We start from the raw sequence: 21,864 nt of genomic DNA on the forward strand, positions 1-21,864 counted from the left end.
ACGTGGTCGTCCTTGCGGAGCACCTCGTTCGCCTTCGCCAAACCGTCGGCCCACCCCAGCACCGTGGAGGCGTGCGAGTTCTCGATGACGTCGTGGTCGGATTCGGCGCGCGCCGGGTAGCCGGAGAGGCCGCCCTTCATCTTCAGCCGGGAGAAGTCCTGCCGGCCGGTGAGCAGCTTGTGCACGTAGCTCTGGTGGCCGGTGTCCCAGAGGATCTTGTCCTTCGGGGACTCGAAGACCCGGTGGAGGGCGATGGTCAGCTCGACCACGCCGAGGTTGGGGCCGAGGTGGCCACCGGTCTTGGAGACCGCGTCGACGAGGAAGGTGCGGATCTCTTCGGCCAGCTGATCCAACTGCTCCGGGCTGAGCCCGTCCAGATCGCGCGGTCCCCTGATACGGGTAAGCAGCGTCACCCGTGCCTCCTTGCGTGTTGAGCTGGGCGTATGAGCTGGTCGAGTCGTCCCGGACAGGCCCCGGGGCCTGTCTCGTAGATCTGACCGAGTCTAATGTTCCGCCGCCGGGCCGCTACCGAAGGGGCCGCATCTCACCTCGGGAACAACTGACCGCCCCGTCCCGACGTCGGTTGTTGCCCCGCACCTCCCGGTACCACTGTGACGCACCTCTCACCGCGGGAGGGGCGTGAACGGGTGGTGCCCGGCGCCCGCGGGTCACGGGGCGCCGAGCACCGGGGCGGCGGGTGTCAGGCTCTGCCCGCGGCCTTCTGCGTACGACGGGACACCGAGTCGATGACGACGGCGGCCAGCAGGACCCCGCCGGTGATCATGTACTTGACGGGTTCGGCGATGCTCTCCAGCTGGAGCCCCTTCTGGATGGAGACGATCACCAGGACGCCGAGCAGGGCGGACCAGGTGCGACCGCGTCCGCCGAAGAGGCTGGTGCCGCCGATGACGGCCGCCGCGATGGAGCTCATCAGCAGGTCGCCGGAGCCGGCGCCCTGGTTGGCCGCGTTGATCTTCGAGGCGATCATCAGGCCGCCCATGGCGGCGAGGGTGCTGGCGATGGCGAAGACGGCGATGCGGACGGCGGCCACGTTGATGCCGGCGCGCCGGGACGCCTCGATGCTGCCGCCGAGGGCGAAGACCTTGCGGCCGAAGGCGGTACGGCGCAGTACGAAGTCGGTGACGACGACCACGGTGACGAAGATGACCAGCGCGAGCGGCAGGCCCTTGTACTGGTTGAGGAGGTACGCCGCGGTGTAGCAGAGCACCGCGAGGGCGGCGGTCCGCAGGACCAGCTCGCTCGGCGGACGGGACGGCACACCGGCCGCCTCCCGCTTGCGGGCGCCGAGGAAGGCGGAGAGGAAGTAGCCGACGACGGCGACCGTCGCCAGCCCGTAGGCCGCGGCGACGTCGGAGAAGTAGTGGTTGGTGAGCTTGGCGACCAGGCCGGAGTCGTCGAGGTTGATCGTGCCGTTGGCGCCGAGGATCTGGAGCATCAGCCCGTTCCACGCCAGCAGTCCGGCCATGGTGACGACGAAGGCGGGGACGCCGATGCGGGCGAAGAAGAAGCCGTGGATCACGCCGGCCGCGGTGCCGGCGAGGACGGCGAGCAGCAGCGCCAGCCACTCCGGGACCCCGTGGGTGACGTTGAGGACGCCGAAGGCGGCGCCGGCCAGGCCGCTGACCGAGCCGACGGAGAGGTCGATCTCGCCGAGCAGCAGCACGAAGACGACGCCGACGGCGATCAGTCCGGTGCCGGCGATGTCGACGGAGATGTTGGAGACGTTCTGCGCCGACATGAAGGCGGAGTTCAGCGACTGGAAGGTGACCCAGATCACGACGAGGCCGACGATCACGGGGACGGAGCCCAGTTCGCCGGTGCGCATCCGGCGGGTGAACTCGGCGAGGTAGCCGGCGAAGCCCTGTTCGCGCACGAGCAGCCGCGGGTCGACGGCCGGGACCGCGTCGCCCGCCGCCGCGGGCGCGGGCACCGCGCCGCTGGAGGCGGCCGACGGCTTGGTGAGGGACGCCTTGGCCGCGCCGCCCTCGCTCGGCGCCTGCGCGGCGTCGGTGGTGTTCTCCGCGCTCATGCGACGGACTCCTCACTGCGTGCCGCACGTCGGGTGACCGCGTTGTCCGTGGCCCCCGTGATCGCGGAGACGATCTCTTCCTGGGAGGTGGTCTCGACCTCGAACACCCCGTTGTTGCGCCCCAGCCGCAGCACCGCGACCCGATCCGCCACGGCCTTCACGTCCGCCATGTTGTGGCTGATCAGGATGGTCGCAAGACCGCGCTCGCGCAGCCGCTCCACCAGGTCGAGCACCTGGGCGGTCTGCTCGACGCCGAGCGCCGCGGTCGGCTCGTCGAGGATCACGAGCCGGGGGTCGCCGAGGAGGGAGCGGGCGATGGCCACGGTCTGGCGCTGTCCGCCGGAGAGCGAGGCGATCGGGATGCGCACGCTCGGGATGCGGATGGACAGGGTGGTGAGCAGTTCGTGGGAGCGACGCTCCATCTCGATCTCGTCGAGGACGCCGCCCCTCCTCAGCTCCCGGCCGAGGAAGAGGTTGCCGACGACGTCCAGGTTGTCGCAGAGCGCGAGGTCCTGGTAGACGGTGGCGATGCCCAACTCCTGGGCGTCGTGCGGCTTGTCGATGCGGACGGGCCGACCGTCCCACTCGATGACGCCGTCGTCGATCGGATGGACGCCGGCGATCGTCTTGATCAGCGTGGACTTCCCGGCGCCGTTGTCGCCGACGAGGGCGACCACTTCACCGGCGTGCACCTCCAACTCCACGTCGGTGAGGGCCTGGACGGCGCCGAACCGCTTCGAGACCCCTCGCAACGCCAGTACGGGCGCAGCGGACACATGAACCATCTCCTTCACCGCCGGACGGCGGGGGTGCGCCCGGTGCCCGCCGTCGGCGGGGTGTGGGACGGCGGGCACCGGACGGGCTTCGCGGCGGTCCGGGGCCGCCCGGCCCCGGCTCCGCCCCCTGCTTCAGACGGGGTGGGTCACTTCAGGCCGAGCTTGTCGCAGGCGCCCTGGTACTTCGGGGTGCAGATCTCGGCGAGCGTGTAGATGCCGTCCTTGATCACGGTGTCCTTGATGTTGTCCTTGGTCAGCGAGACCACGGGGACCAGCACCGCGGGGACGCCCTTGGTGGTCGGGCTGTCCGCAGTCTGCTTGGCTGTGCTTTTGAGGTCCTTGCCCTGGGCGAGCGCCACGGCCATCTCGGCGGCGGCGTCGGCCTCGCCCGAGTAGGGCTTGTAGACGCTCTGGTACTGCTCCCCGGCGACGATGCGCTGGACGGCGGCGAGTTCGGCGTCCTGGCCGGTGACGGGCGGCAGCGGGGCGACCCCGGCGGCCTTCAGGGCGGTGATGATGCCGCCCGCCATGCCGTCGTTGGCGGAGTAGACGCCGATGATCTTGTCCTTGCCGAGGGCGGTGATCGCGCTCTCCATGTTGGAGTTGGCGTTCTCCGGCTTCCACTCCTTGGTGTCGAACTCCCGGCCGATGTTCACCTTGCCGTGGAGGACGGAGTGCGCGCCCTTCTTGTACATGGCGGCGTTGGGGTCGGTGACGGAGCCGTTCATCATCACGATCTGGCCCGTCTTGGCCTTGTCGCCGAGGGCGTCCAGCAGCGCCTTGCCCTGGACCCGGCCGACCTCTTCGTTGTCGAACGAGGTGTAGGCGTCGATCGGCCCTTCGGCGAGGCGGTCGTACGCGACGACGGGGATGTCCGCCTCCTTGGCCTTCTTGACCCCGCCGGCGATGGCCTTGGAGTCGACCGCGTCGAGGATCAGCACGTCGACCTTGTTGGTGATCATCGTGTCGACCTGCTGGGTCTGGAGGCTGGCGTCCTGCTTGGCGTTGGCGTACACGACCTTCGCCTTGCCGCCGGTCAGCTCGCTGACCTTCTTCTCGATCAGGGGTTTGTCGAACTTCTCGTAGCGCGCGGTCTGGTTCTCCGGGAGCAGCAGGCCGACGGTGATGTCGTCGCCCTTCGCGCCCTCCTTGGCCCCGTCCCCCTCCTTGCCCTTGTCACCGGCTTCCTTGGCGCTGCCGCAGGCGGCGAGCGTGACGGCCAGCGCGGTGGTGACGGCGGCGATCGCGGCACGACGCGGACGTGCGTTCATCCTGGAACCTCCCTGACGGGGCCGCGTCGTTGCGGCCGAGGTGGCAGGCAGTCAACTCGGCCCCGTAGCCAGCGTCAAGGAGTAAATCCTTAACGAGATGACAACGGTGCCATGCGTTCTCTAAGTGAAGTCACTTCACGATGTCGGGACACTCTGCGCCAGCACGGTGGAATCACCCATCTCGCTGAGCACCAGGGCGACGGCGCCCAACACCTCGGCCCGGGCGCCGAGTTCGCCGCGGACCACGGACAGCCGTTGTGCGGCGCTGGGGATGGCGTAGCGCGAGACCGCCTCCCGTACGGGTGCGAGGACCAGTTCGCCCGCGTCCGCGATCTCGCCGCCGAGCACGACCAGGCTGGGGTTGAGCAGGTTGCACAGCATCGCGACGCCGCTGCCGATGTGCCGGCCGGTGTCCGCGATCACCCGGCGGCAGCCCGGGTCCCCGCCCTGCGCCAGCCGCACCACCTGCTCCATCGTGACGTCCGGCCCGTGGCTGGAGTGCAGCAGCGGCAGCACGTACCGCACGGCGGCGAAGGTCTCCAGGCACCCCCGGTTGCCGCAGCGGCAGACCGGGCCGGACTCGTCCAGGGTGATGTGGCCGATCTCCCCCGCGGTGCCGCCCGGACCCCGGTAGACGCGGCCGCCCGTCACCAGGCCGGCGCCGACCCCGCCGGCGACCTTGATGTACGCCAGGTCGGACACCCCGCGGGCGGCGCCCCACACCAGTTCGCCCAGCGCGCCGAGGTTGGCGTCGTTGTCGACGTGGACGGGGACGCCGAGGCGCTCGGACATCTCCTTGGCCGGATTGGCGCCGACCCAGCCCGGCAGCATCGCGGTGGACCCGATGGTGCCGGACTCGCCGTCGATCGGCCCGGGCACGCCGAGGCCCACGCCGACGACCTTGCCCGGGGCCGCGCCGGTGGCCCGGACGAGCCGGACGACCATCTCCTCGGCGCGGTCGAAGCCCGCTTCGGCCGAGGCGTCCACGTCCAGCGGCTCGCTGTCCTCGGCCAGCACGTCGTGGGCCAGGTTCGCCACGGCCACCCGCAGATGGGTGTGGCCGAAGTCCACCCCGACCACGATGCCCGCGTCACCGCTCAGCGAGATCGAGCGGGCCCGCCGGCCGCCCGCCGAGGTGGGCGTGACCTCGACCGTCCCGCGCTCCTTCAGCTCGCGGACGATGTTGGAGACGGTGGCCGCGGACAGGCCGGTGCTCCGGGCGATCTCGGCCTGGGTCAGCGACCCGGCCATGCGGACGGCCCGCACCACCCGCTCCAGGTTGGCCCGGTGCAACGACGTCTGCGATCCCGGAGTCTCCATCGACCCACCACTCCCGCCCGGCTTGCGTACAACTAATGAACTCCAAGCTGACCGTCCGGGGCTCATCACGTCAAGACCTGAGCACCGCGACGCCCCCCGGCGGAACCCGGCCGGGGGGCGTGCGGACGAAAGCGGGGGTACGGGAGCGTCGGCGGGGCGGGCGCCCCGGCCGCTACTTGACCGCGCCCGCGGTCAGACCCGCCACCACCTGCCGCTGGAAGATGATGTACGCCGCGAGCACCGGCAGCATCGCCATCACCAGTCCGGCGAAGAGGCCCGACCAGTCGCCCTTGTACCCCTGGCTCACCGCCAGCTGCACCAGGCCCTGGGAGAGCACCTTGCGGTCGGGATCGGTGTTCAGCACGGTCGGCAGGAGGTACTGGTTCCACTGCCCCAGGAAGTTGAAGATCCCCACGCTGATCAGCCCGGGCTTCGCCATCGGCAGCATGACCTGGAAGAACGTCCTGGTGTGCGAGGCCCCGTCCATGAACGCCGCCTCGGCGACCGAGGTCGGCAGGGTGCGGAAGAAGGCCGTCAGGAAGAACACCGTGAACGGCAGCGAGTAGGCGATGTACACCAGGATCAGACCGTGCAGGGTGTTCAGCAGCGACATGTTCTGCAGCACGTAGAACAGCGGCACCAGCGCCAGGATGACCGGGAAGCTCATCCCTCCGATGAAGAGGAAGTAGATGAACCGATTCCCCGGGAACTCGAACCGCGCCAGCACGTACGCCGCCATCGAACCCAGCAGCAGCGTGCCGATCAGCGAGCCGCCGACCACCAGGACCGTGTTGAGGAAGTAGTCGCTCATGTGCGCCTCGCTCCAGGCGCGCGACCAGTTCTCGAAGTGCAGCTTGTCGGGCAGCGACCAGGGCGAGGTGAAGATCGCCTTGTCCGTCTTGAAGGAGGTCATCACCGCCCAGAGCAGCGGCAGCACGACCATGATCGCCCAGATGACCAGCACGCCGTGCGAGAAGACGTTGAGGACCCCGCCCTCGCTCTTGCTCCGCTTGGGCTCGGTGCGCAGGGGCGCCGACGTCGTCTTGGTCACCGGCTCGCCGTCGCCCGCGACGTCGGCCGTGGTGGTGTCAGTCGTCTTCATCAGTACTCCAGCCGCTCGCGCCGACCCAGTCGCATCACCACGGCCGCGAACAGCAGGGTGACGAAGAGCAGGGAGACGCCGATGGTCGTCGCGTAGGCGGCCTGCCCGTCCCGGAACGCCTTCTGGTACACGTACAGCGGCAGGACGATGGTCGAGTAGTCGGGACCGCCGCCGTTCGGCCCGACGGTCATGATCTGCACGACCGCGAAGGACTCGGCACCCAGCGCCAGGATGCCCATGTAGATCCAGCCCGACTGCACCGTGTCCCAGAGCAGCGGCAGGGTGATCTTGAAGAAGGTGGTGAACCTGCTGGCGCCGTCCAGCAGCGCGGCCTCGTAGAAGTCCCGGGGGATGGAGGCCATGGCCGCGGAGAACAGGACGACGAAGAAGCCGACCGTCGACCAGACGAGGACCGCCATCACGCACATCAGCGCCAGGTCGGGGTCGCCCAGCCAGTCGGGCTGCACGTCGCCGAGGCCGATGCCCTTGAGGAAGGAGTTGATGGCTCCGTCACTGGGGTTGTACGCGAACTTGAACAGCAGGGCCACGATCGCGATCGACAGCACCTGCGGGAAGAAGTACACGATCTTGTAGAACGAGGAGCCGCGCACGCCCGCGATGGCGGCGCCCTTGCGACGGCGACCGCCCACGTTGATCATGAACGCGAAGAAGAGCGCGAGCCCGAGGGTGATCAGCGGCAGCACCACCGCGAAGGTCAGGCTGTGCTGGAGGGACTTCCAGAAGATGTCGTCGTCCAGCAGCTTCGCGTAGTTGTCGAACCCGACCATGGAGAACTCCGGGCTCAGCCCGCTCCAGTTCGTGAACGAGTAGTAGATGGACTGGACGAACGGCCAGATGACGAAGAGCGCGTACAGCGCCAGGGGCGTCACCAGGAACCCCACGATGAAACGGTACTTGCCGTGTTGCATTCCTACCGACCCCGATCTACCTGCGGTAAGCACCACTGGTGCCGTGTGGAGGGTCGGGGCCCCGTCCCCGGTCGCCGGGACGGGGCCCCGACGGGAATCACTGGTGCTTGTACTTCTTGATGGAGTCGTCCTTCGCGGCCTCGTCGGCGAAGCCCTGGATGCGCTTGATCGCCTCGGTCGGGGTGAGCCGGCCGGCCATCATCTCGCCCAGTCCGGCGACGCCGATCTTCTCCTTCTGGAGCGCGACGTACCAGTCCTGCATCCGCGGGTTGAGCACGTTCTTGCCGGCCTTCTCCAGCGCGGCGACGGCCGACTTCAAGCCCGGGGACAGCTCGATGCCGGTGGTACCGCCGTCGTAGGCGCTCAGCGACTTCACCTGTGAGGTGAAGTTCTTGGAGGAGGCTTCGCTGAGCATGATGCGCAGCTGCTCCATGCCGCCGGCCTTGTTCTTCGCCTTCGACGGGACGATGAAGGGCTCGCCGCCGGAGGCCCACAGGGCGCCGAAGGGCAGCTTGTCGCCGGAGTCGAGGCCGGTGGGCGCGCCGACGGCGAGGTTGAAGTCCTTCGGCATCGTCTTCGCCGCCTCGTTCTCCACCCAGGAGCCGTTGGGGATGAAGAGCGCCTTGTTCTCGGTCCACTTGGTCTGCGACTGGATGTGGTCCAGACCCGGGGTGCCGTCGAGGATGTACCCCTTCCGCTTCAGCTCGTAGTACGCCTCGAAGCAGTCCTTCACCGCGGGGTGCTTCCAGGCGTTCGGCTCCAGGTTGTCGATGGCGTCGAGCACCTCGCTGCCACCGCGCTTGCCGATCATCGGATAGAGCGAGAAGGGGATGTAGTACGGGTGCACACCGGCGTACGTCCAGCCGGCGATGCCCTTCTTCTTGGCCTTCTCGCAGACCGCCAGCATCTGGTCCCAGGTCTCCGGGTAGGTCGCGTCGAGCGACTCCAGGAGCTTCTGCGAGTACCAGACGCCGTAGACGGTGTAGGAGTAGTAGAGGATCCACACCTGCGAGCCGTCGAACTGGCCCATCTCCACGATGCCCGGCCGCAGGGTGTCGCGGACCTTCTTCTTCGGGTCGTCGTAGGAGGGGGCGTCGAGCAGCTCGGTGAGGTCGTGGAGCTGCTTCTGACCGACGAGGACGCCCATGTCCATCTGCTCTTTGCCGGAGTTGTCGATCAGGTCCGGTGGGGTGCCGCCGTTGAACCGCGGCTGGAGCTCGCTCTGGATCATCTGGGTCGCGTGGAACTTCACCTTCGCCTTGGGGAAGTCCTTCTCGTAGACCTTGACGGCGTCCTTGCCGTACTGGCTGCCGAAGCCGCCGTCGAAGAGGACGAAGTCGAGCCCGGCGGACTCGTTGACGCCGAGCGGGTTCTTGTCGCTCTTCTTGCCCTTCTCGGCGTCGCCGCCGTCGTCGCCGTCACCGCTGGCACAAGCGGAGAGGAAGCTCATCGTCGGAACCGTCAGCAGCCCGAGCGCAGCGGAGCGCTTGATCAGCTTGCGACGGTCGAGACCTGCGTTGGTCTCGTCGTGGGCGGAGGTGGATCCCATGCTCTAGTCCTCGCCTTCATCAGGACTGGGCGGTGAACAAGTCGCCCGTCCGTCTCGCCTCCCGGCGAAGGGCCCCGCCACCGCGGTCAATTGCTGTGGTTTCCCAGGGGAAACTCAGTGAAGCTTGGGTAGTGCACCATTCGGCAGCGGAAACGGACGGGCGACTGCACGTCGTGTGGTCATGACTGCGCGCCTCCCCCGCTCCCCCCTAGGGCACTTCTGGTGGATCTTGCTGGGCTCGCGTGCCCTGGCACCATGACTCGCCGCGTTGTCGTCAGTCGCCGACGCTCCGCGTCGACTTCTTCCTCCGCCTTGCGATCCACGGCACCAGACCCCGCTCGCTGATCCAGCCTGATCCACCAGAAATGCCCTAGCCCGCGCAGCGTTTGCACGGCTGCCCGGACGCCGACAGGTATAGTCCACTTCCCGTCAGGGGAGCAAGATCAAGAGCAGGTTTGGCCTCCAGTCTTTCCCTAGTTGAGACCTGTCGGATATCTCGGGCCACACGACGTCGATGCGGTCGGCTCTGCATGAGCTGATCATTCTTCGCGGAATGGTCGATTCCAAGTCCGACACTGCGTCAGCGCTCTTGACACCGCCTTGCACTTGACTCCCTACTGGAGCTTACGCATCGACGCTGACAACGTTGTCCACCGTGGCTTCCAGACGGAGGAAGGCCCCGTGACACCCACACCCAGACGTCGGCACCGGCCGACGGTCCCCCGGCACAGCCCCACCCGAACGGCGGCCCTGGTGGCCGCCGCCGCCCTGTTGGCGACGAGCGGACAATCCGCCGCCGTCGCCCTGCCGACCAGCGCCGCAATGGCCGCGAAGGCCCCCTCGTTCACCTCTTCCTTCGAAGCGGATGAACGCCAGCCCGACTGGCGCAATACCGTGGAAGTCGGCGCGGACGGAAAGAAGCGGTCATCCGGCGTCAACGGCGGCTTTGCCACCGGAATACCGGGCAATGTCACCGACAAGGTGATAGAGGTGCGCGCCAGTGGAGAAAACGTCGGCAGCGGCGAGGTGAAGGAGAACCTGGTCGATCTTCAGCCGAATACGAAGTGGTTGGAGTTCGCCGCCACCTCCTGGGTCGAGTTCACCGCCGACGCCCCGATCAAAGTCGCCACCTATGCCCTGACCTCGGCGAACGACCACGCCCCGCGCGACCCGAAGGACTGGACCCTCAAGGGGTCCAGCGACGGCAGGGAATGGCAGGTGCTGGACGCCCGCACGGGCCAGACCTTCGCCGAGCGCTTCCAGACCAGGACGTTCGACGTGGGCGACCCGGCGCGGATCGACGCGTACGCGCACTACCGGCTGGAGATCACCGCGAACGGCGGCGCCGCCGAGACCCAACTCGCCGACGTGCAGTTCTCCGACGGGCAGGCGACCCCGCCCCCGCCCGACGACATGCGCTCCGCGGTGGACCGCGGCCCGCACTCCTCCCCCACCGCCAAGGCGAGGGTCGGCTTCACCGGCACCCGGGCGCTGCGCTACGCCGGCACCCACCTGGCACAGGGCCGGGCCCACTCGTACAACAAGGTCTTCGACGTCGACACGGCCGTGCGCCGGGACACGGAGCTGTCGTACAGGGTCTTCCCGGCGATGCCGGACGGCGACCTCGACTACCAGGCGACCAACGTGGCGGTGGACCTGGCCTTCACGGACGGCACCTACCTCAGCGACCTGGGCGCCGTCGACGCGTACGGCGGTCGGCTGACCCCGCAGGGACAGGGCGACGCCAAGCGGCTCTACGTGAACCAGTGGAACGCGGTGTCGTCGGCGATCGGCTCGGTCGCGGCCGGCAAGACCGTGGACCGGATCCTGGTGGCGTACGACGCGGGGACGGGCCCGGCGAAGTTCCAGGGCTGGCTCGACGACCTCGTCCTGGCGCCGGCGCCGGAGGTCGCGCGGCCGGAGCGCGTCTCGGACTACGCGTCGACGACCCGTGGCACCAACTCCGCGTTCGGCTTCTCGCGCGGCAACACCTTCCCCGCGACCGCCGTGCCGCACGGCTTCAACTTCTGGACCCCGGTGACCCGGGCCGACTCCACGGGCTGGCTCTACGACTACCAGCTCGGCAACAACGCGGACAACCTGCCCACCATCGAGGCGTTCAGCGCCAGCCACGAGCCGAGCCCCTGGATGGGCGACCGGCAGACCTTCCAGATCATGCCGTCGGCGGCCCCCGGGGTCCCGAACGCCGACCGGGACGCCCGCGCGCTGGCCTTCCGGCACGAGAACGAGACCGCGCGTCCGCACTACTACGGCGTGAGGTTCGAGAACGGGCTGCAGGCGGAGATGGCGCCGACCGACCACGCGGCCACCATGCGCTTCACCTACCCCGGTGACGACGCGAGCGTCGTCTTCGACAACGTCACCCCGCAGGGCGGACTCACCTTCGATGCGGCCACCCGTTCCTTCACCGGCTACTCGGACGTGAAGAGCGGCCTGTCCACCGGGGCCACCCGGCTCTTCGTGCACGGCGTCTTCGACGCCCCCGTCACCGACTCGCGCGTCGACGGCGTCCGCGGCCATCTGCGCTTCGACGCCGGCGCCGACCGCACGGTGAACCTGCGCATCGCCACCTCGCTGATCAGCGTCGACCAGGCGAAGAAGAACCTGGCCGACCAGATCCCCGCGGGCACCCGCTTCGAGCAGGTCAAGGAGCGGGCGCAGGACGCCTGGGACGAGATCCTGGGCCGCGTGAAGGTGGAGGGCGCCACCGAAGACCAGTTGGTGACGCTCTACTCCAGCCTCTACCGGCTCTACCTCTACCCGAACTCCGGTTTCGAGAACACCGGCACCAAGGCGAAGCCGCGCCACCGGTACGCCAGCCCGTTCTCCCCGATGACCGGGCAGGACACCCCCACCCACACCGGCGCGAAGATCGTCGACGGCAGGGTGTACGTCAACAACGGCTTCTGGGACACCTACCGCACCACCTGGCCGGCGTACTCCTTCTTCACCCCGAGGAAGGCCGGAGAGCTGGTCGACGGCTTCGTGCAGCAGTACCGGGACGGCGGCTGGATCTCCCGCTGGTCCTCGCCCGGTTACGCGGACCTGATGACCGGCACCAGTTCGGACGTGGCCTTCGCGGACGCGTACGTGAAGGGCGTACGCGGCTTCGACGCCGAGGCGGCGTACGAGGCGGCCCTGAAGAACGCCACCGTCGTCCCGCCCTCCTCCGGCGTCGGCCGCAAGGGCATGACGACCTCGCCCTTCCTCGGCTACGCCTCCACGGCGACCCACGAGGGCCTGTCCTGGTCCCTGGAGGGCTACCTCAACGACTACGGCATCGCGAAGATGGCGCAGGCGCTGCACGCGAAGACGGGCAAGGAGCGCTACCGGGAGGAGGCCGAGTACTTCCTGAACCGGGCGCGGAACTACACCACGCTCTTCGACTCCGGCGCCGGCTTCTTCCAGGGCCGTGACCTCAAGGGCCAGTGGCGGGTCCCGAGCGAGAAGTACGACCCGCGGATCTGGGGCCACGACTACACCGAGACCAACGGCTGGGGGTACGCCTTCACCGCCCCGCAGGACAGCCGGGGCCTGGCGAACCTGTACGGCGGCCGGGCCGCGCTGGGCGAGAAGCTGGACGCCTACTTCGCCACCCCGGAGACCGCCTCGCCCGAGTTCAAGGGGTCGTACGGCCAGGTCATCCATGAGATGACGGAGGCCAGGGACGTCCGGATGGGGATGTACGGCCACTCCAACCAGGTCGCCCACCACGCCACGTACATGTACAACGCGGCGTCGCAGCCCTGGAAGACGCAGGAGAAGGTGCGCGAGGTGCTGTCCCGGCTCTACGTGGGCAACGAGATCGGGCAGGGCTACCACGGCGACGAGGACAACGGCGAGCAGTCGGCCTGGTACCTGTTCTCCGCGATGGGCTTCTACCCGCTGGTGATGGGCAGCGGGGAGTACGCGATCGGCTCGCCGCTGTTCACCAAGATGACCGTGGAGTTGGACGGCGGTCGCAAGCTGGTGGTCAAGGCGCCGAAGAACAGCGCGGAGAACGTCTACGTGCAGGGCCTGAAGGTGAACGGCAAGGCGTGGAACTCCACGGCGCTGCCGCACTCCGCGGTCGCGCGCGGCGGCACGCTGGAGTTCGCCATGGGCCCGGAGCCGTCGTCGTGGGGCACGGGGAAGGGCGCGGCGCCGGTCTCCATCACCCAGGACGACGCCGTGCCGAAGCCGCGGGCCGACGTGCTGAAGGGCGCCGGTGCGCTCTTCGACGACTCGTCGGCCACGTCGGCGGCCGTAGCTGGGGGTACCTCCCAGGCCGGGGGCTCTGGGGGAGGCACGCTCGACCTGCCGGTGCCGACGGCGACGCGGGCCGTGCAGTACACCCTGACCTCGGCCGAGGCGGCGAAGGCGCCCGACGGTTGGGTCCTCCAGGGCTCGCGCGACGGCACCCGCTGGCAGGACCTGGACCGCCGCTCGGGCGAGGACTTCACCTGGGACCGGCAGACCCGGGCGTTCTCGATCGCCGCGCCGGGCGCGTACGAGAAGTACCGGCTGGTGCCCGCGCCAGGGGCGGGGACGCTCGCGGAGGTCGAGCTGCTCTCGTAGCGGCCGGTCGAGAGCGCGCGAAGGGCCGCCCCCCTAGAAAACGCCGACGGGGTGCGGCCCTTGTGCGCGTGCGGTGGTGCGTCAGCCGCGGATCAGGTTCCGCAGGACGTACTGCATGATGCCGCCGTTGCGGTAGTAGTCCGCCTCACCGGGGGTGTCGATGCGGACGACCGCGTCGAACTCCACGCCGGAGTCGGTGGTGACCTTGACCGTGCGCGGGGTGGTGCCGTTGTTCAGCTCGGTCACACCGGCGAAGGAGAAGGTCTCCTCGCCGGTCAGGCCCAGGGCCTCGGCGCTCGCGCCGTCCGGGAACTGGAGCGGCAGGACGCCCATGCCGATCAGGTTCGAGCGGTGGATGCGCTCGTACGACTCGGCGATGACGGCCTTGACGCCGAGCAGCGCGGTGCCCTTGGCGGCCCAGTCGCGGGACGAGCCGGAGCCGTACTCCTTGCCCGCGAGGATCACCAGCGGGGTGCCCTGCTCGATGTAGTTGCGCGAGGCGTCGTAGATGAACGCCACCGGAGCGCCATCCTGGGTGAAGTCGCGGGTGAAGCCGCCCTCGGTGCCCGGCGCGATCTGGTTGCGCAGCCGGATGTTGGCGAACGTGCCGCGGATCATGACCTCGTGGTTGCCCCGGCGCGAGCCGTAGGAGTTGAAGTCGCGGCGCTCGACGCCGTGCTCCGTGAGGTACTTGCCGGCCGGGGTGTCGGCCTTGATCGCACCGGCCGGGGAGATGTGGTCGGTGGTGACCGAGTCGCCCAGCTTGGCGAGCACGCGGGCGCCGGCGATGTCCTCGACCGGGGCCGGCTCCATCTGCATGCCCTCGAAGTAGGGGGGCTTGCGGACGTAGGTGGACTCCGCGTCCCACTCGAAGGTGTTGCCGGTGGGGACGGGCAGGGCCTGCCACTGGGCGTCGCCCGCGAAGACGTCCTGGTAGGACTTGGAGAACATGTCCTCGCCGATGGTGTTGGCGACGACGTCGTTGACCTCGGCCTCGGTGGGCCAGATGTCCTGGAGGTACACGGGCTTGCCGTCCTGGTCGATGCCGAGGGCGTCGCGCGTGATGTCGACCTTCATCGAGCCGGCGATGGCGTACGCGACGACCAGCGGCGGGGACGCCAGGTAGTTCATCTTGACGTCGGGGTTGATCCGGCCCTCGAAGTTGCGGTTGCCGGACAGCACCGAGGTGACGGCCAGGTCGTGCTCGTTGACGGCCTTGGAGACCTCCTCCGGCAGCGGGCCGGAGTTGCCGATGCAGGTGGTGCAGCCGTAACCGACGAGGTTGAAGCCGACCTTGTCGAGGTACGGGGTCAGGCCCGCCTTGTCGAAGTAGTCGGTGACGACCTTGGAGCCCGGCGCGAGGGTGGTCTTGACCCACGGCTTGCGGGTCAGGCCCTTCTCGACGGCCTTCTTGGCGACCAGCGCGGCGGCGACCATGACGTACGGGTTCGAGGTGTTGGTGCAGGAGGTGATCGCGGCGACGGTGACGGCGCCGTGGTCGATCTCGTACGTGGACCCGTCGGGGGCGGTGACCTGGGTGGGGCGGCTCGGCACGCCGTTGGCGGAGGCCGGGGCGTCGGAGGCCGGGAAGGACTCCTTGCCCGCCTCCTCGTCGTCCTCGACGTAGTTGCGGACGTCCTGGGCGAACTGCGCGGCGGCGTTCGCGAGGACGATGCGGTCCTGCGGGCGCTTGGGGCCGGCGATGGAGGGGACGACCGTTGCGAGGTCCAGCTCCAGCTTCTCGGAGAAGTCCGGCTCGGCGGCCGGGTCCAGCCACAGGCCCTGCTCCTTGGCGTACGCCTCGACCAGCGCGACCTGCTGGTCGGAGCGGCCCGTCAGACGCAGGTAGTTCAGGGTCTCGCCGTCGATCGGGAAGATCGCGGCGGTGGAGCCGAACTCCGGCGACATGTTTCCGATGGTGGCGCGGTTGGCGAGCGAGGTGGCGGCCACGCCCTCGCCGTAGAACTCGACGAACTTGCCGACGACGCCGTGCTGGCGCAGCATCTCGGTGATGGTGAGCACCAGGTCGGTGGCGGTGGTGCCGGGGGTCAGCTCACCGGTCAGCTTGAAGCCGACGACGCGCGGGATGAGCATGGAGACCGGCTGGCCGAGCATGGCGGCCTCGGCCTCGATGCCGCCGACGCCCCAGCCGAGCACGCCGAGGCCGTTGACCATCGTGGTGTGCGAGTCGGTGCCGACGAGGGTGTCCGGGTACGCCTGGCCGCCGCGGACCATGACGGTGCGGGCCAGGTGCTCGATGTTCACCTGGTGGACGATGCCGGTGCCGGGCGGGACGACCTTGAACTCGTCGAAGGCGGTCTGGCCCCAGCGCAGGAACTGGTAGCGCTCCCGGTTGCGGCCGTACTCCAGCTCCACGTTCTGGGCGAAGGCGTCGTTGCTGCCGAACTTGTCGGCGATGACGGAGTGGTCGATGACCAGCTCGGCCGGGGCGAGCGGGTTGATCTTCGCGGCGTCGCCGCCGAGCTCCTTGACGGCCTCGCGCATGGTGGCGAGGTCGACGACGCAGGGGACACCGGTGAAGTCCTGCATGATCACGCGGGCCGGCGTGAACTGGATCTCCTGGCTGGGCTGGGCCTGCGAGTCCCAGCCGCCGAGCGCCCGGATGTGGTCGGCGGTGATGTTCGCGCCGTCCTCGGTGCGGAGCAGGTTCTCCAGCAGCACCTTCAGGCTGTAGGGGAGGCGAGCGGAGCCCTCGACCTTGTCCAGCCGGAAGATTTCGTACGACTCGTCGCCCACGTGCAGCGTGCTGCGGGCGTCGAAGCTGTTCGCCGACACGACAGTCTCCTTCATCAATGTGCGCGTACTACGTCATGCTGCCGCCATGGCCCCTCATCGATCCGCTAAGGTAGGGCTTAGTTAGGTAACCCTTACCGGGATGGCGACTGCGGTACGCCCGGGCAGTTATCTCGATGTCGAGATAACTCTAGTACATCGCCGCGGCTCGGTCATGCGCGGGCCCGCGTCCAGACGCGGGCCCGCGGTGTCGATCTTGCCCGCCGGGCAGGCTCCCCGCATGGCGACCTACAACACCCTCGGCCCCACGTACGCCCGGACGCGACGGCCCGATCCGCGCATCGCCCGACGCATCCGCGCCGCGCTCGGTGACGCCGCGGACGTCGTCGACGTCGGAGCGGGCACCGGATCGTACGAACCGCCCGGGACCGTCCTCGCCGTCGAGCCGAGCGGGGTCATGATCGACCAGCGCCCGCCGGGTTCCGCGCCGGCCGTGCAGGCGGTCGCGGAGCGCCTCCCGGTGCGCGACGGCGCGGCCGACGCCGCGATGGCGGTGCTCACCGTCCACCACTGGACCGACCTCGCGGCGGGCGTCCGGGAGCTGCGCCGCATCGCCCGCCGTCGCGTGGTCGTCCTGACGTGGGACCAGCGCGTCTTCCGCGAACGGTGGTGGCTCGTGCGCGACTACCTTCCCGAGGCGGCGGCGTTCGACGACACCCGCGCCGTCGACGTGGACCACCTGGCCGACCTGCTCGGCGGGGCGCGCCAGGAGACGGTCCCGGTCCCGCACGACTGCGCGGACGGCTTCGCCGCCGCGTACTGGCGGCGCCCGCACGCCTATCTCGACCCGCAGGTGCGCGCAGGGATCTCGCTGCTGGCCCAGACGGGGGACGAGGTGAACGGGCCGGGTCTGGCGCGGCTCGCGGACGACCTGGAGACCGGCCGCTGGCACGACCGGTACGGGGAGCTGCTCGCGCTGGAGGCCGCCGACTTCGGCTATCGGCTGCTGGTCGCCGACCTCTGACCGGTCCGACCGGCCGGCACGCTCAGTCGAGGACCGGCGGATCGTCGAAGAGTTCCAGGAGCGAGGCGGCGCTCTGGGCGGCGCAGACGACGTCGGTCGCGCGGGAGGCCCCCGGGAAGAGGCGGCCCCAGGACGCGGCGCGGCCGATGGCACCGAGGCGCCAGCTCAGGGACAGCGCGCGGCGCAGCTCGGCGGGGCTCGCGCCGTTGCCCGTCCACGGTTCGAGGTACGCGTCCCTCAGGCGGAGCAGCGCCGTGCGCCCCGTATCCCCGGGGTGGTCGTGGACCACGCGGCGGGCGGGGACCCGGAAGCTGCCGAAGGGGTGGGAGACGGTGGCGTCGCCCCAGTCGAAGAAGGTGTAGCGGCCGGGTGCGGGGTGGAAGAGCTGGCCTTCGTGCAGATCGGCGTGGTCGAGGGTGTCCGCGATGCCGACGGCGGCCAACTCCGCGCACCACTCCACCAGCCGGGGCCGCAGCGCCCGCAGCCGCCGGCGGTCGTCCGCCGTCAGGGCGGCGCTGTCGGCGACGAGCCGGTCCACGATGCCGGGGAGGGCGCTGGTGCGCGCGCCGGGCACGCCGAGCCCTTCGATCTCGTCGGCGTACGGGGTGAGGGCGCGCTGCATGTGCGCGTACTGCCGCAGCGGTTCCTCCCAGGCGCGCGGGTCGACGGGTCCGCCGCCGAGCGCCGTCCTGAAGAGGGTGCCGCCGTCGGGGAGCAGCGACCAGCCCCGGTCCGCGTCCACGGCGATGGGCCGCAGCACGTGTGCGGGCACCCAGCGGGCGAGCGCTTCGGTGAGCGCCGCTTCGAAGGCGCTGGCGGGCGGGTTGGCCTTGAACCAGACGGTGCCGAGCCCGGTCGCGTACGTCCGCACCAGGACGGACCAGGGGCGCAGCCGCACGGCCCGCGGCCCGGACTCCCGCAGGCCGCGCACGGCGAGTTCGCGCTCGATCCATTCAAGGGCGGCGGTCCGCCACTCGGGCCGGCCCCACGGTGTGACCGCGTCCTCGTAGGCGCCCCGGTCCACGGTCGTGGTCCGGCCGTCGTCTCGATCGTGCTGCATGACGCCATCCCAGCAGCGTTGCACCGCGACCACCAGCACTTTTCAGCGCGATCCCACGCCGACGGGCTCCGTGGGCCGGGCCGGCTCCTGCGGTACGAGGGTCGGGTAGTCGGTGTAGCCGCGGGCGCCGTGGCCGTAGAGGTGCGCGGCGTCGATCTCGTTCAGCGGGGCGCCGAGGGCGAAGCGTTCGGGCAGGTCCGGGTTGGCGATGTAGGCGCGGCCGTACGAGACCAGGTCCGCCAGACCCTCGCGCAGGACGGCCTCGCCGCCCTCCTTGGTGGTGGCGTCGCGGTTCTCGCCGACGTTGGCGATGAGCGTGCCGTGCCACAGGGGGCGCAGCTCGGCCAGTGCGGGGTAGTGGTCGTCGTCGATCAGGTGCAGATAGGCGAGCCCGAGGCGGTCGACCTCCTCGACGAGGGCCCGGTAGACGGGCCCGGGGTTCCGTTCCACCATTCCCTCCTGCGGATTCCCGGGCGACAGCCGGAGCGCGGTGCGGTCCGCGCCGACGGCGTCGGCGACGGCGCTCACGACCTCCAGGGGGAAGCGGATGCGGTCGCGGACGCTGCCGCGGCCGTAGCGGTCGTCGCGCAGATTGGTGTTGTCGGCCAGGAACTGGTGGATGAGGTAGCTGTTGGCGCCGTGCAGTTCGACGGCGTCGAAGCCGGCGGCGACGGCGTTGCGGGCGGCGTGCACATGGTCCCGGACGGCCTGTTCGACGTCGTCGACGGTCATCGTGCGGGGCAGCGGGGCGGGCGCCTTGCCGCCGCCCCGGATGTGGACGTTCCCGGGCACGGGGACGGCGGACGGGCCGGCGGGCACGTCGCCGTCGATCCGAGCGAGCGGGTGGCCGTGGCGTCCTCCGTGCATCAGTTGGGCGACGATCCGCCCGCCGGCGTCGTGCACGGCGTCGGTGACCGCGCGCCAACCGCGTACGTGGTCCGCGGTCTCAAGGCCGGGCATCCGCCAGCCGGCCTGGCCGCGGCTGCTCGGCCAGATGCCTTCGGTGACGACGAGGCCGGCGCTGGCGCGCTGGGCGTAGTGGTCGGCGACGACGGGCAGGGGCGTGCCGTCCTCGGCGGCGCGCAGCCGCGTCATGGGCGCCATCACGATGCGGTTGGGGAGCTGGAGGCGGCCGAGTGCGTACGGTGTGAGGAGGGGTGAGTGCGTCATGGCCGTACCGTAGAACCTGACACCCGTGTCAGGTTCAAGTGCGGCACGGTGGGGGTCGCAGGTGTCATCGGAGTCGTATGGAGTCAGGGGAGGGGACGTGCGGATCGGGGAGCTGGCGCTGCGGACCGGCGTGAGCGAGCGTTCGTTGCGCTACTACGAGAAGCGGGGGCTGCTGGCCTCCGACCGGACGCCGGGCGGGCACCGCGAGTACGCGGAACGGGCCGTGGACCGGGTGGTCCACATCCAGGAGCTGCTCGCGGCGGGGTTGAACACGTCGACGATCGCCCAGGTGTTGCCGTGCATGCGGGACTCCGACGGCGGTCCGTCCACGACGGCGACGCCCCAGCTCGTGCAGTGGCTCACCCAGGAGCGGACCCGGATCAACGGCCTGATCGACGAGTTGATCCGGTCGCGCGAGGTGCTGGACGAGGTGATCGGCGCCGCGTCGGGCCAGTGAGGTGAACGCGTCGACTCCGATGGCGACGCGATACGAATCGCCCACTTTGACCCGATCTCACATGCGAGACACGCCACAGGCATGACGGCGGAGGCAGCGGGTAGCCGGTGGACACCACCCGAATGGAACGCCTCCGCTTGCCGGGGCGATCCCTCCGACGCAACGTCAGAAGCGGAGGGCCGCAGGCACGTACGAACGGGTGCACCTCACCCGGATGACACCCCCAACGCGCGCCGCATCTCATATCTGAGATAACCTCCTGCACATGGCAGACGACTACCTCGCACGCATCGGCAAGCTCATTCGTGACGCGCGTCAGCATCGCGGCTGGACACAGAGTCAGCTCGCCGAAGCGCTCGGCACCAGCCAGAGCGCCGTGAACCGCATTGAGCGCGGCAATCAGAACATCAGCCTTGAGATGATCGCCCGCATCGGGGAGGCCCTCGACAGCGAAATCGTCTCCCTCGGCTACGCGGGCCCGATGCATCTGCGCGTGGTCGGCGGCCGTCGGCTCTCCGGCGCCATCGACGTCAAGACGAGCAAGAACGCCTGCGTCGCCCTGCTCTGCGGCTCCCTGCTCAACAAGGGCCGCACCGTGCTGCGCCGCGTCGCGCGCATCGAGGAGGTCTACCGTCTGCTGGAGGTCCTGAACTCCATCGGCGTGCGCACCCGCTGGATCAACGAGGGCATGGACCTGGAGATCGTCCCGCCGGCCCAGCTCGACCTGGACGCCATCGACGCCGACGCCGCCCGCCGGACCCGTTCCATCATCATGTTCCTCGGCCCCCTGCTGCACCGCGTGGACAACTTCCGTCTGCCGTACGCGGGCGGCTGCGACCTCGGCACCCGCACGATCGAGCCCCACATGATCGCGCTGCGCCGCTTCGGCCTCGACATCACCGCGACCGAGGGCCTCTACCACGCCCGGGTCGAGCGCACGACCTCCCCCGGCCGGGCGATCGTCCTGACCGAACGCGGCGACACCGTGACCGAGAACGCCCTGCTGGCGGCGGCCCGCCACGACGGCGTCACCGTCATCCGCAACGCCTCCTCCAACTACATGGTCCAGGACCTGTGCTTCTTCCTGGAGGCCCTCGGGGTACGCATCGAGGGCATCGGCACCACCACCCTCACCGTGCACGGCGTCCCCACCATCGACGTGGACGTCGACTACTCCCCCTCCGAGGACCCGGTCGAGGCGATGAGCCTGCTGGCCGCCGCGGTGGTGACGGAGTCCGAACTCACCATCCGCCGCGTCCCGATCGAGTTCCTGGAGATCGAGCTGGCCGTCCTGGAGGAGATGGGTCTCGACCACGACCGCTCCACCGAGTACACCGCGGACAACGGCCGAACCCGCCTGATCGACCTGACGGTGCGCCCCTCCAAGCTGGAGGCGCCCATCGACAAGATCCACCCGATGCCGTTCCCCGGCCTGAACATCGACAACGTCCCGTTCTTCGCGGCGATCGCGGCCGTGGCGCAGGGCCAGACCCTCATCCACGACTGGGTCTACGACAACCGCGCGATCTACCTCACCGACCTCAACCGCCTCGGCGGACGCCTCCAACTCCTCGACCCCCACCGCGTCCTGGTCGAGGGCCCCACCCGCTGGCGCGCCGCCGAAATGATGTGCCCACCGGCCCTGCGCCCGGCCGTGGTGGTCCTCCTCGCGATGATGGCGGCGGAGGGCACGTCCGTGCTGCGGAACGTGTACGTGATCAACCGCGGGTACGAGGAGCTGGCGGAGCGGCTGAACTCGGTGGGGGCGCAGATCGAGATCTTCCGCGACATCTAGACGACGGACGGCGCCGATGGGGGAATCGC

Annotated in this window: 15 protein-coding genes; 4 read left to right on the top strand and 11 right to left on the bottom strand. The window is 69.7% G+C overall.

Features of this window, described 5'->3' with window-relative positions; genetic code table 11:
- From AB0E05_RS35755 to ngcE, 8 genes are all read right to left on the bottom strand, one after another.
- A partial coding sequence (locus tag AB0E05_RS35755) for a 1-deoxy-D-xylulose-5-phosphate synthase N-terminal domain-containing protein (RefSeq protein ID WP_361971653.1) occupies window positions 1–413 on the bottom strand: 413 nt, incomplete at its 3' end.
- Between the two features lie 287 nt (window positions 414–700).
- Window positions 701–2,050, bottom strand: coding sequence for a sugar ABC transporter permease (locus AB0E05_RS35760; protein WP_361971655.1), 1,350 nt, complete (start codon window positions 2,048–2,050; stop codon window positions 701–703).
- Entirely contained in the window at window positions 2,047–2,835 is a 789-nt protein-coding gene (locus AB0E05_RS35765; protein WP_361971657.1) for an ATP-binding cassette domain-containing protein, read from the bottom strand. Before AB0E05_RS35765 ends, AB0E05_RS35760 begins: the two co-directional genes overlap by 4 nt.
- Window positions 2,836–2,972: 137 nt before the next feature.
- A complete protein-coding gene (locus AB0E05_RS35770) occupies window positions 2,973–4,097 on the bottom strand; it encodes a substrate-binding domain-containing protein (RefSeq protein ID WP_361971659.1) in 1,125 nt (374 codons plus the stop codon).
- Between the two features lie 135 nt (window positions 4,098–4,232).
- On the bottom strand, window positions 4,233–5,417 hold the full coding sequence (locus AB0E05_RS35775; RefSeq protein WP_361971660.1) for an ROK family transcriptional regulator: 1,185 nt from the start codon (window positions 5,415–5,417) through the stop codon (window positions 4,233–4,235).
- Between the two features lie 172 nt (window positions 5,418–5,589).
- The gene (locus AB0E05_RS35780) at window positions 5,590–6,519 is read right to left on the bottom strand and encodes a carbohydrate ABC transporter permease (RefSeq protein WP_361971662.1); all 930 of its coding nucleotides are present in this window, start codon (window positions 6,517–6,519) and stop codon (window positions 5,590–5,592) included.
- Window positions 6,519–7,448 (bottom strand): sugar ABC transporter permease, encoded by a 930-nt coding sequence (locus tag AB0E05_RS35785; RefSeq protein ID WP_361971664.1) that lies wholly within the window; start codon window positions 7,446–7,448, stop codon window positions 6,519–6,521. The genes AB0E05_RS35780 and AB0E05_RS35785 overlap by 1 nt, the downstream gene beginning before the upstream one ends.
- 97 nt (window positions 7,449–7,545) lie before the next feature.
- Window positions 7,546–8,997 carry an N-acetylglucosamine/diacetylchitobiose ABC transporter substrate-binding protein gene (ngcE, locus tag AB0E05_RS35790; RefSeq protein ID WP_361971666.1) on the bottom strand — a complete coding sequence of 484 codons (1,452 nt, stop codon included), beginning with the start codon at window positions 8,995–8,997 and terminating at the stop codon, window positions 7,546–7,548.
- Window positions 8,998–9,819: 822 nt separating this feature from the next.
- Between ngcE and AB0E05_RS35795 the strand changes: the two genes are divergently transcribed.
- Window positions 9,820–13,575, top strand: coding sequence for a GH92 family glycosyl hydrolase (locus AB0E05_RS35795; protein WP_361971688.1), 3,756 nt, complete (start codon window positions 9,820–9,822; stop codon window positions 13,573–13,575).
- Between the two features lie 81 nt (window positions 13,576–13,656).
- On the opposite strand, the gene acnA is transcribed toward AB0E05_RS35795, so the two are convergent.
- A complete protein-coding gene (acnA, locus tag AB0E05_RS35800) occupies window positions 13,657–16,371 on the bottom strand; it encodes an aconitate hydratase AcnA (protein WP_361971668.1) in 2,715 nt (904 codons plus the stop codon).
- 238 nt (window positions 16,372–16,609) lie between these two features.
- Here acnA and AB0E05_RS35805 point away from each other — a divergent pair, with 238 nt between their 5' ends.
- Window positions 16,610–17,353 (top strand): methyltransferase domain-containing protein, encoded by a 744-nt coding sequence (locus AB0E05_RS35805; protein WP_361971670.1) that lies wholly within the window; start codon window positions 16,610–16,612, stop codon window positions 17,351–17,353.
- Window positions 17,354–17,375: 22 nt separating this feature from the next.
- Here the strand turns inward: AB0E05_RS35805 and AB0E05_RS35810 are convergent, their stop codons facing one another.
- On the bottom strand, window positions 17,376–18,413 hold the full coding sequence (locus AB0E05_RS35810; protein WP_361971672.1) for an aminoglycoside phosphotransferase family protein: 1,038 nt from the start codon (window positions 18,411–18,413) through the stop codon (window positions 17,376–17,378).
- 42 nt (window positions 18,414–18,455) lie between these two features.
- Window positions 18,456–19,583 carry an alkene reductase gene (locus AB0E05_RS35815; protein WP_361971674.1) on the bottom strand — a complete coding sequence of 376 codons (1,128 nt, stop codon included), beginning with the start codon at window positions 19,581–19,583 and terminating at the stop codon, window positions 18,456–18,458.
- Between the two features lie 97 nt (window positions 19,584–19,680).
- On the opposite strand from AB0E05_RS35815, the gene AB0E05_RS35820 reads away from it, so the two are divergent.
- Together AB0E05_RS35820 and AB0E05_RS35825 are read left to right on the top strand one after the other, a co-directional pair.
- Window positions 19,681–20,040 carry a MerR family transcriptional regulator gene (locus AB0E05_RS35820; protein ID WP_361971676.1) on the top strand — a complete coding sequence of 120 codons (360 nt, stop codon included), beginning with the start codon at window positions 19,681–19,683 and terminating at the stop codon, window positions 20,038–20,040.
- Window positions 20,041–20,305: 265 nt separating this feature from the next.
- On the top strand, window positions 20,306–21,835 hold the full coding sequence (locus AB0E05_RS35825) for a UDP-N-acetylglucosamine 1-carboxyvinyltransferase (protein WP_361971678.1): 1,530 nt from the start codon (window positions 20,306–20,308) through the stop codon (window positions 21,833–21,835).
- The last annotated feature ends 29 nt before the right edge of the window (window positions 21,836–21,864 follow it).

It is taken from the genome of Streptomyces sp. NPDC048057 (assembly GCF_040653095.1).
In the GTDB taxonomy this organism is placed as follows: domain Bacteria; phylum Actinomycetota; class Actinomycetes; order Streptomycetales; family Streptomycetaceae; genus Streptomyces.

Coding starts and splice junctions, on each gene's coding strand:
- AB0E05_RS35760 (WP_361971655.1), bottom strand. CDS start 2,050: ATGAGCGCGGAGAACACCACCGACGCCGCGCAGGCGCCGAGCGAGGGC.
- AB0E05_RS35765 (WP_361971657.1), bottom strand. CDS start 2,835: ATGGTTCATGTGTCCGCTGCGCCCGTACTGGCGTTGCGAGGGGTCTCG.
- AB0E05_RS35770 (WP_361971659.1), bottom strand. CDS start 4,097: ATGAACGCACGTCCGCGTCGTGCCGCGATCGCCGCCGTCACCACCGCG.
- AB0E05_RS35775 (WP_361971660.1), bottom strand. CDS start 5,417: ATGGAGACTCCGGGATCGCAGACGTCGTTGCACCGGGCCAACCTGGAG.
- AB0E05_RS35780 (WP_361971662.1), bottom strand. CDS start 6,519: ATGAAGACGACTGACACCACCACGGCCGACGTCGCGGGCGACGGCGAG.
- AB0E05_RS35785 (WP_361971664.1), bottom strand. CDS start 7,448: ATGCAACACGGCAAGTACCGTTTCATCGTGGGGTTCCTGGTGACGCCC.
- ngcE (WP_361971666.1), bottom strand. CDS start 8,997: ATGGGATCCACCTCCGCCCACGACGAGACCAACGCAGGTCTCGACCGT.
- AB0E05_RS35795 (WP_361971688.1), top strand. CDS start 9,820: ATGGCCGCGAAGGCCCCCTCGTTCACCTCTTCCTTCGAAGCGGATGAA.
- AB0E05_RS35805 (WP_361971670.1), top strand. CDS start 16,610: ATGGCGACCTACAACACCCTCGGCCCCACGTACGCCCGGACGCGACGG.
- AB0E05_RS35810 (WP_361971672.1), bottom strand. CDS start 18,413: ATGCAGCACGATCGAGACGACGGCCGGACCACGACCGTGGACCGGGGC.
- AB0E05_RS35815 (WP_361971674.1), bottom strand. CDS start 19,583: ATGACGCACTCACCCCTCCTCACACCGTACGCACTCGGCCGCCTCCAG.
- AB0E05_RS35825 (WP_361971678.1), top strand. CDS start 20,306: ATGGCAGACGACTACCTCGCACGCATCGGCAAGCTCATTCGTGACGCG.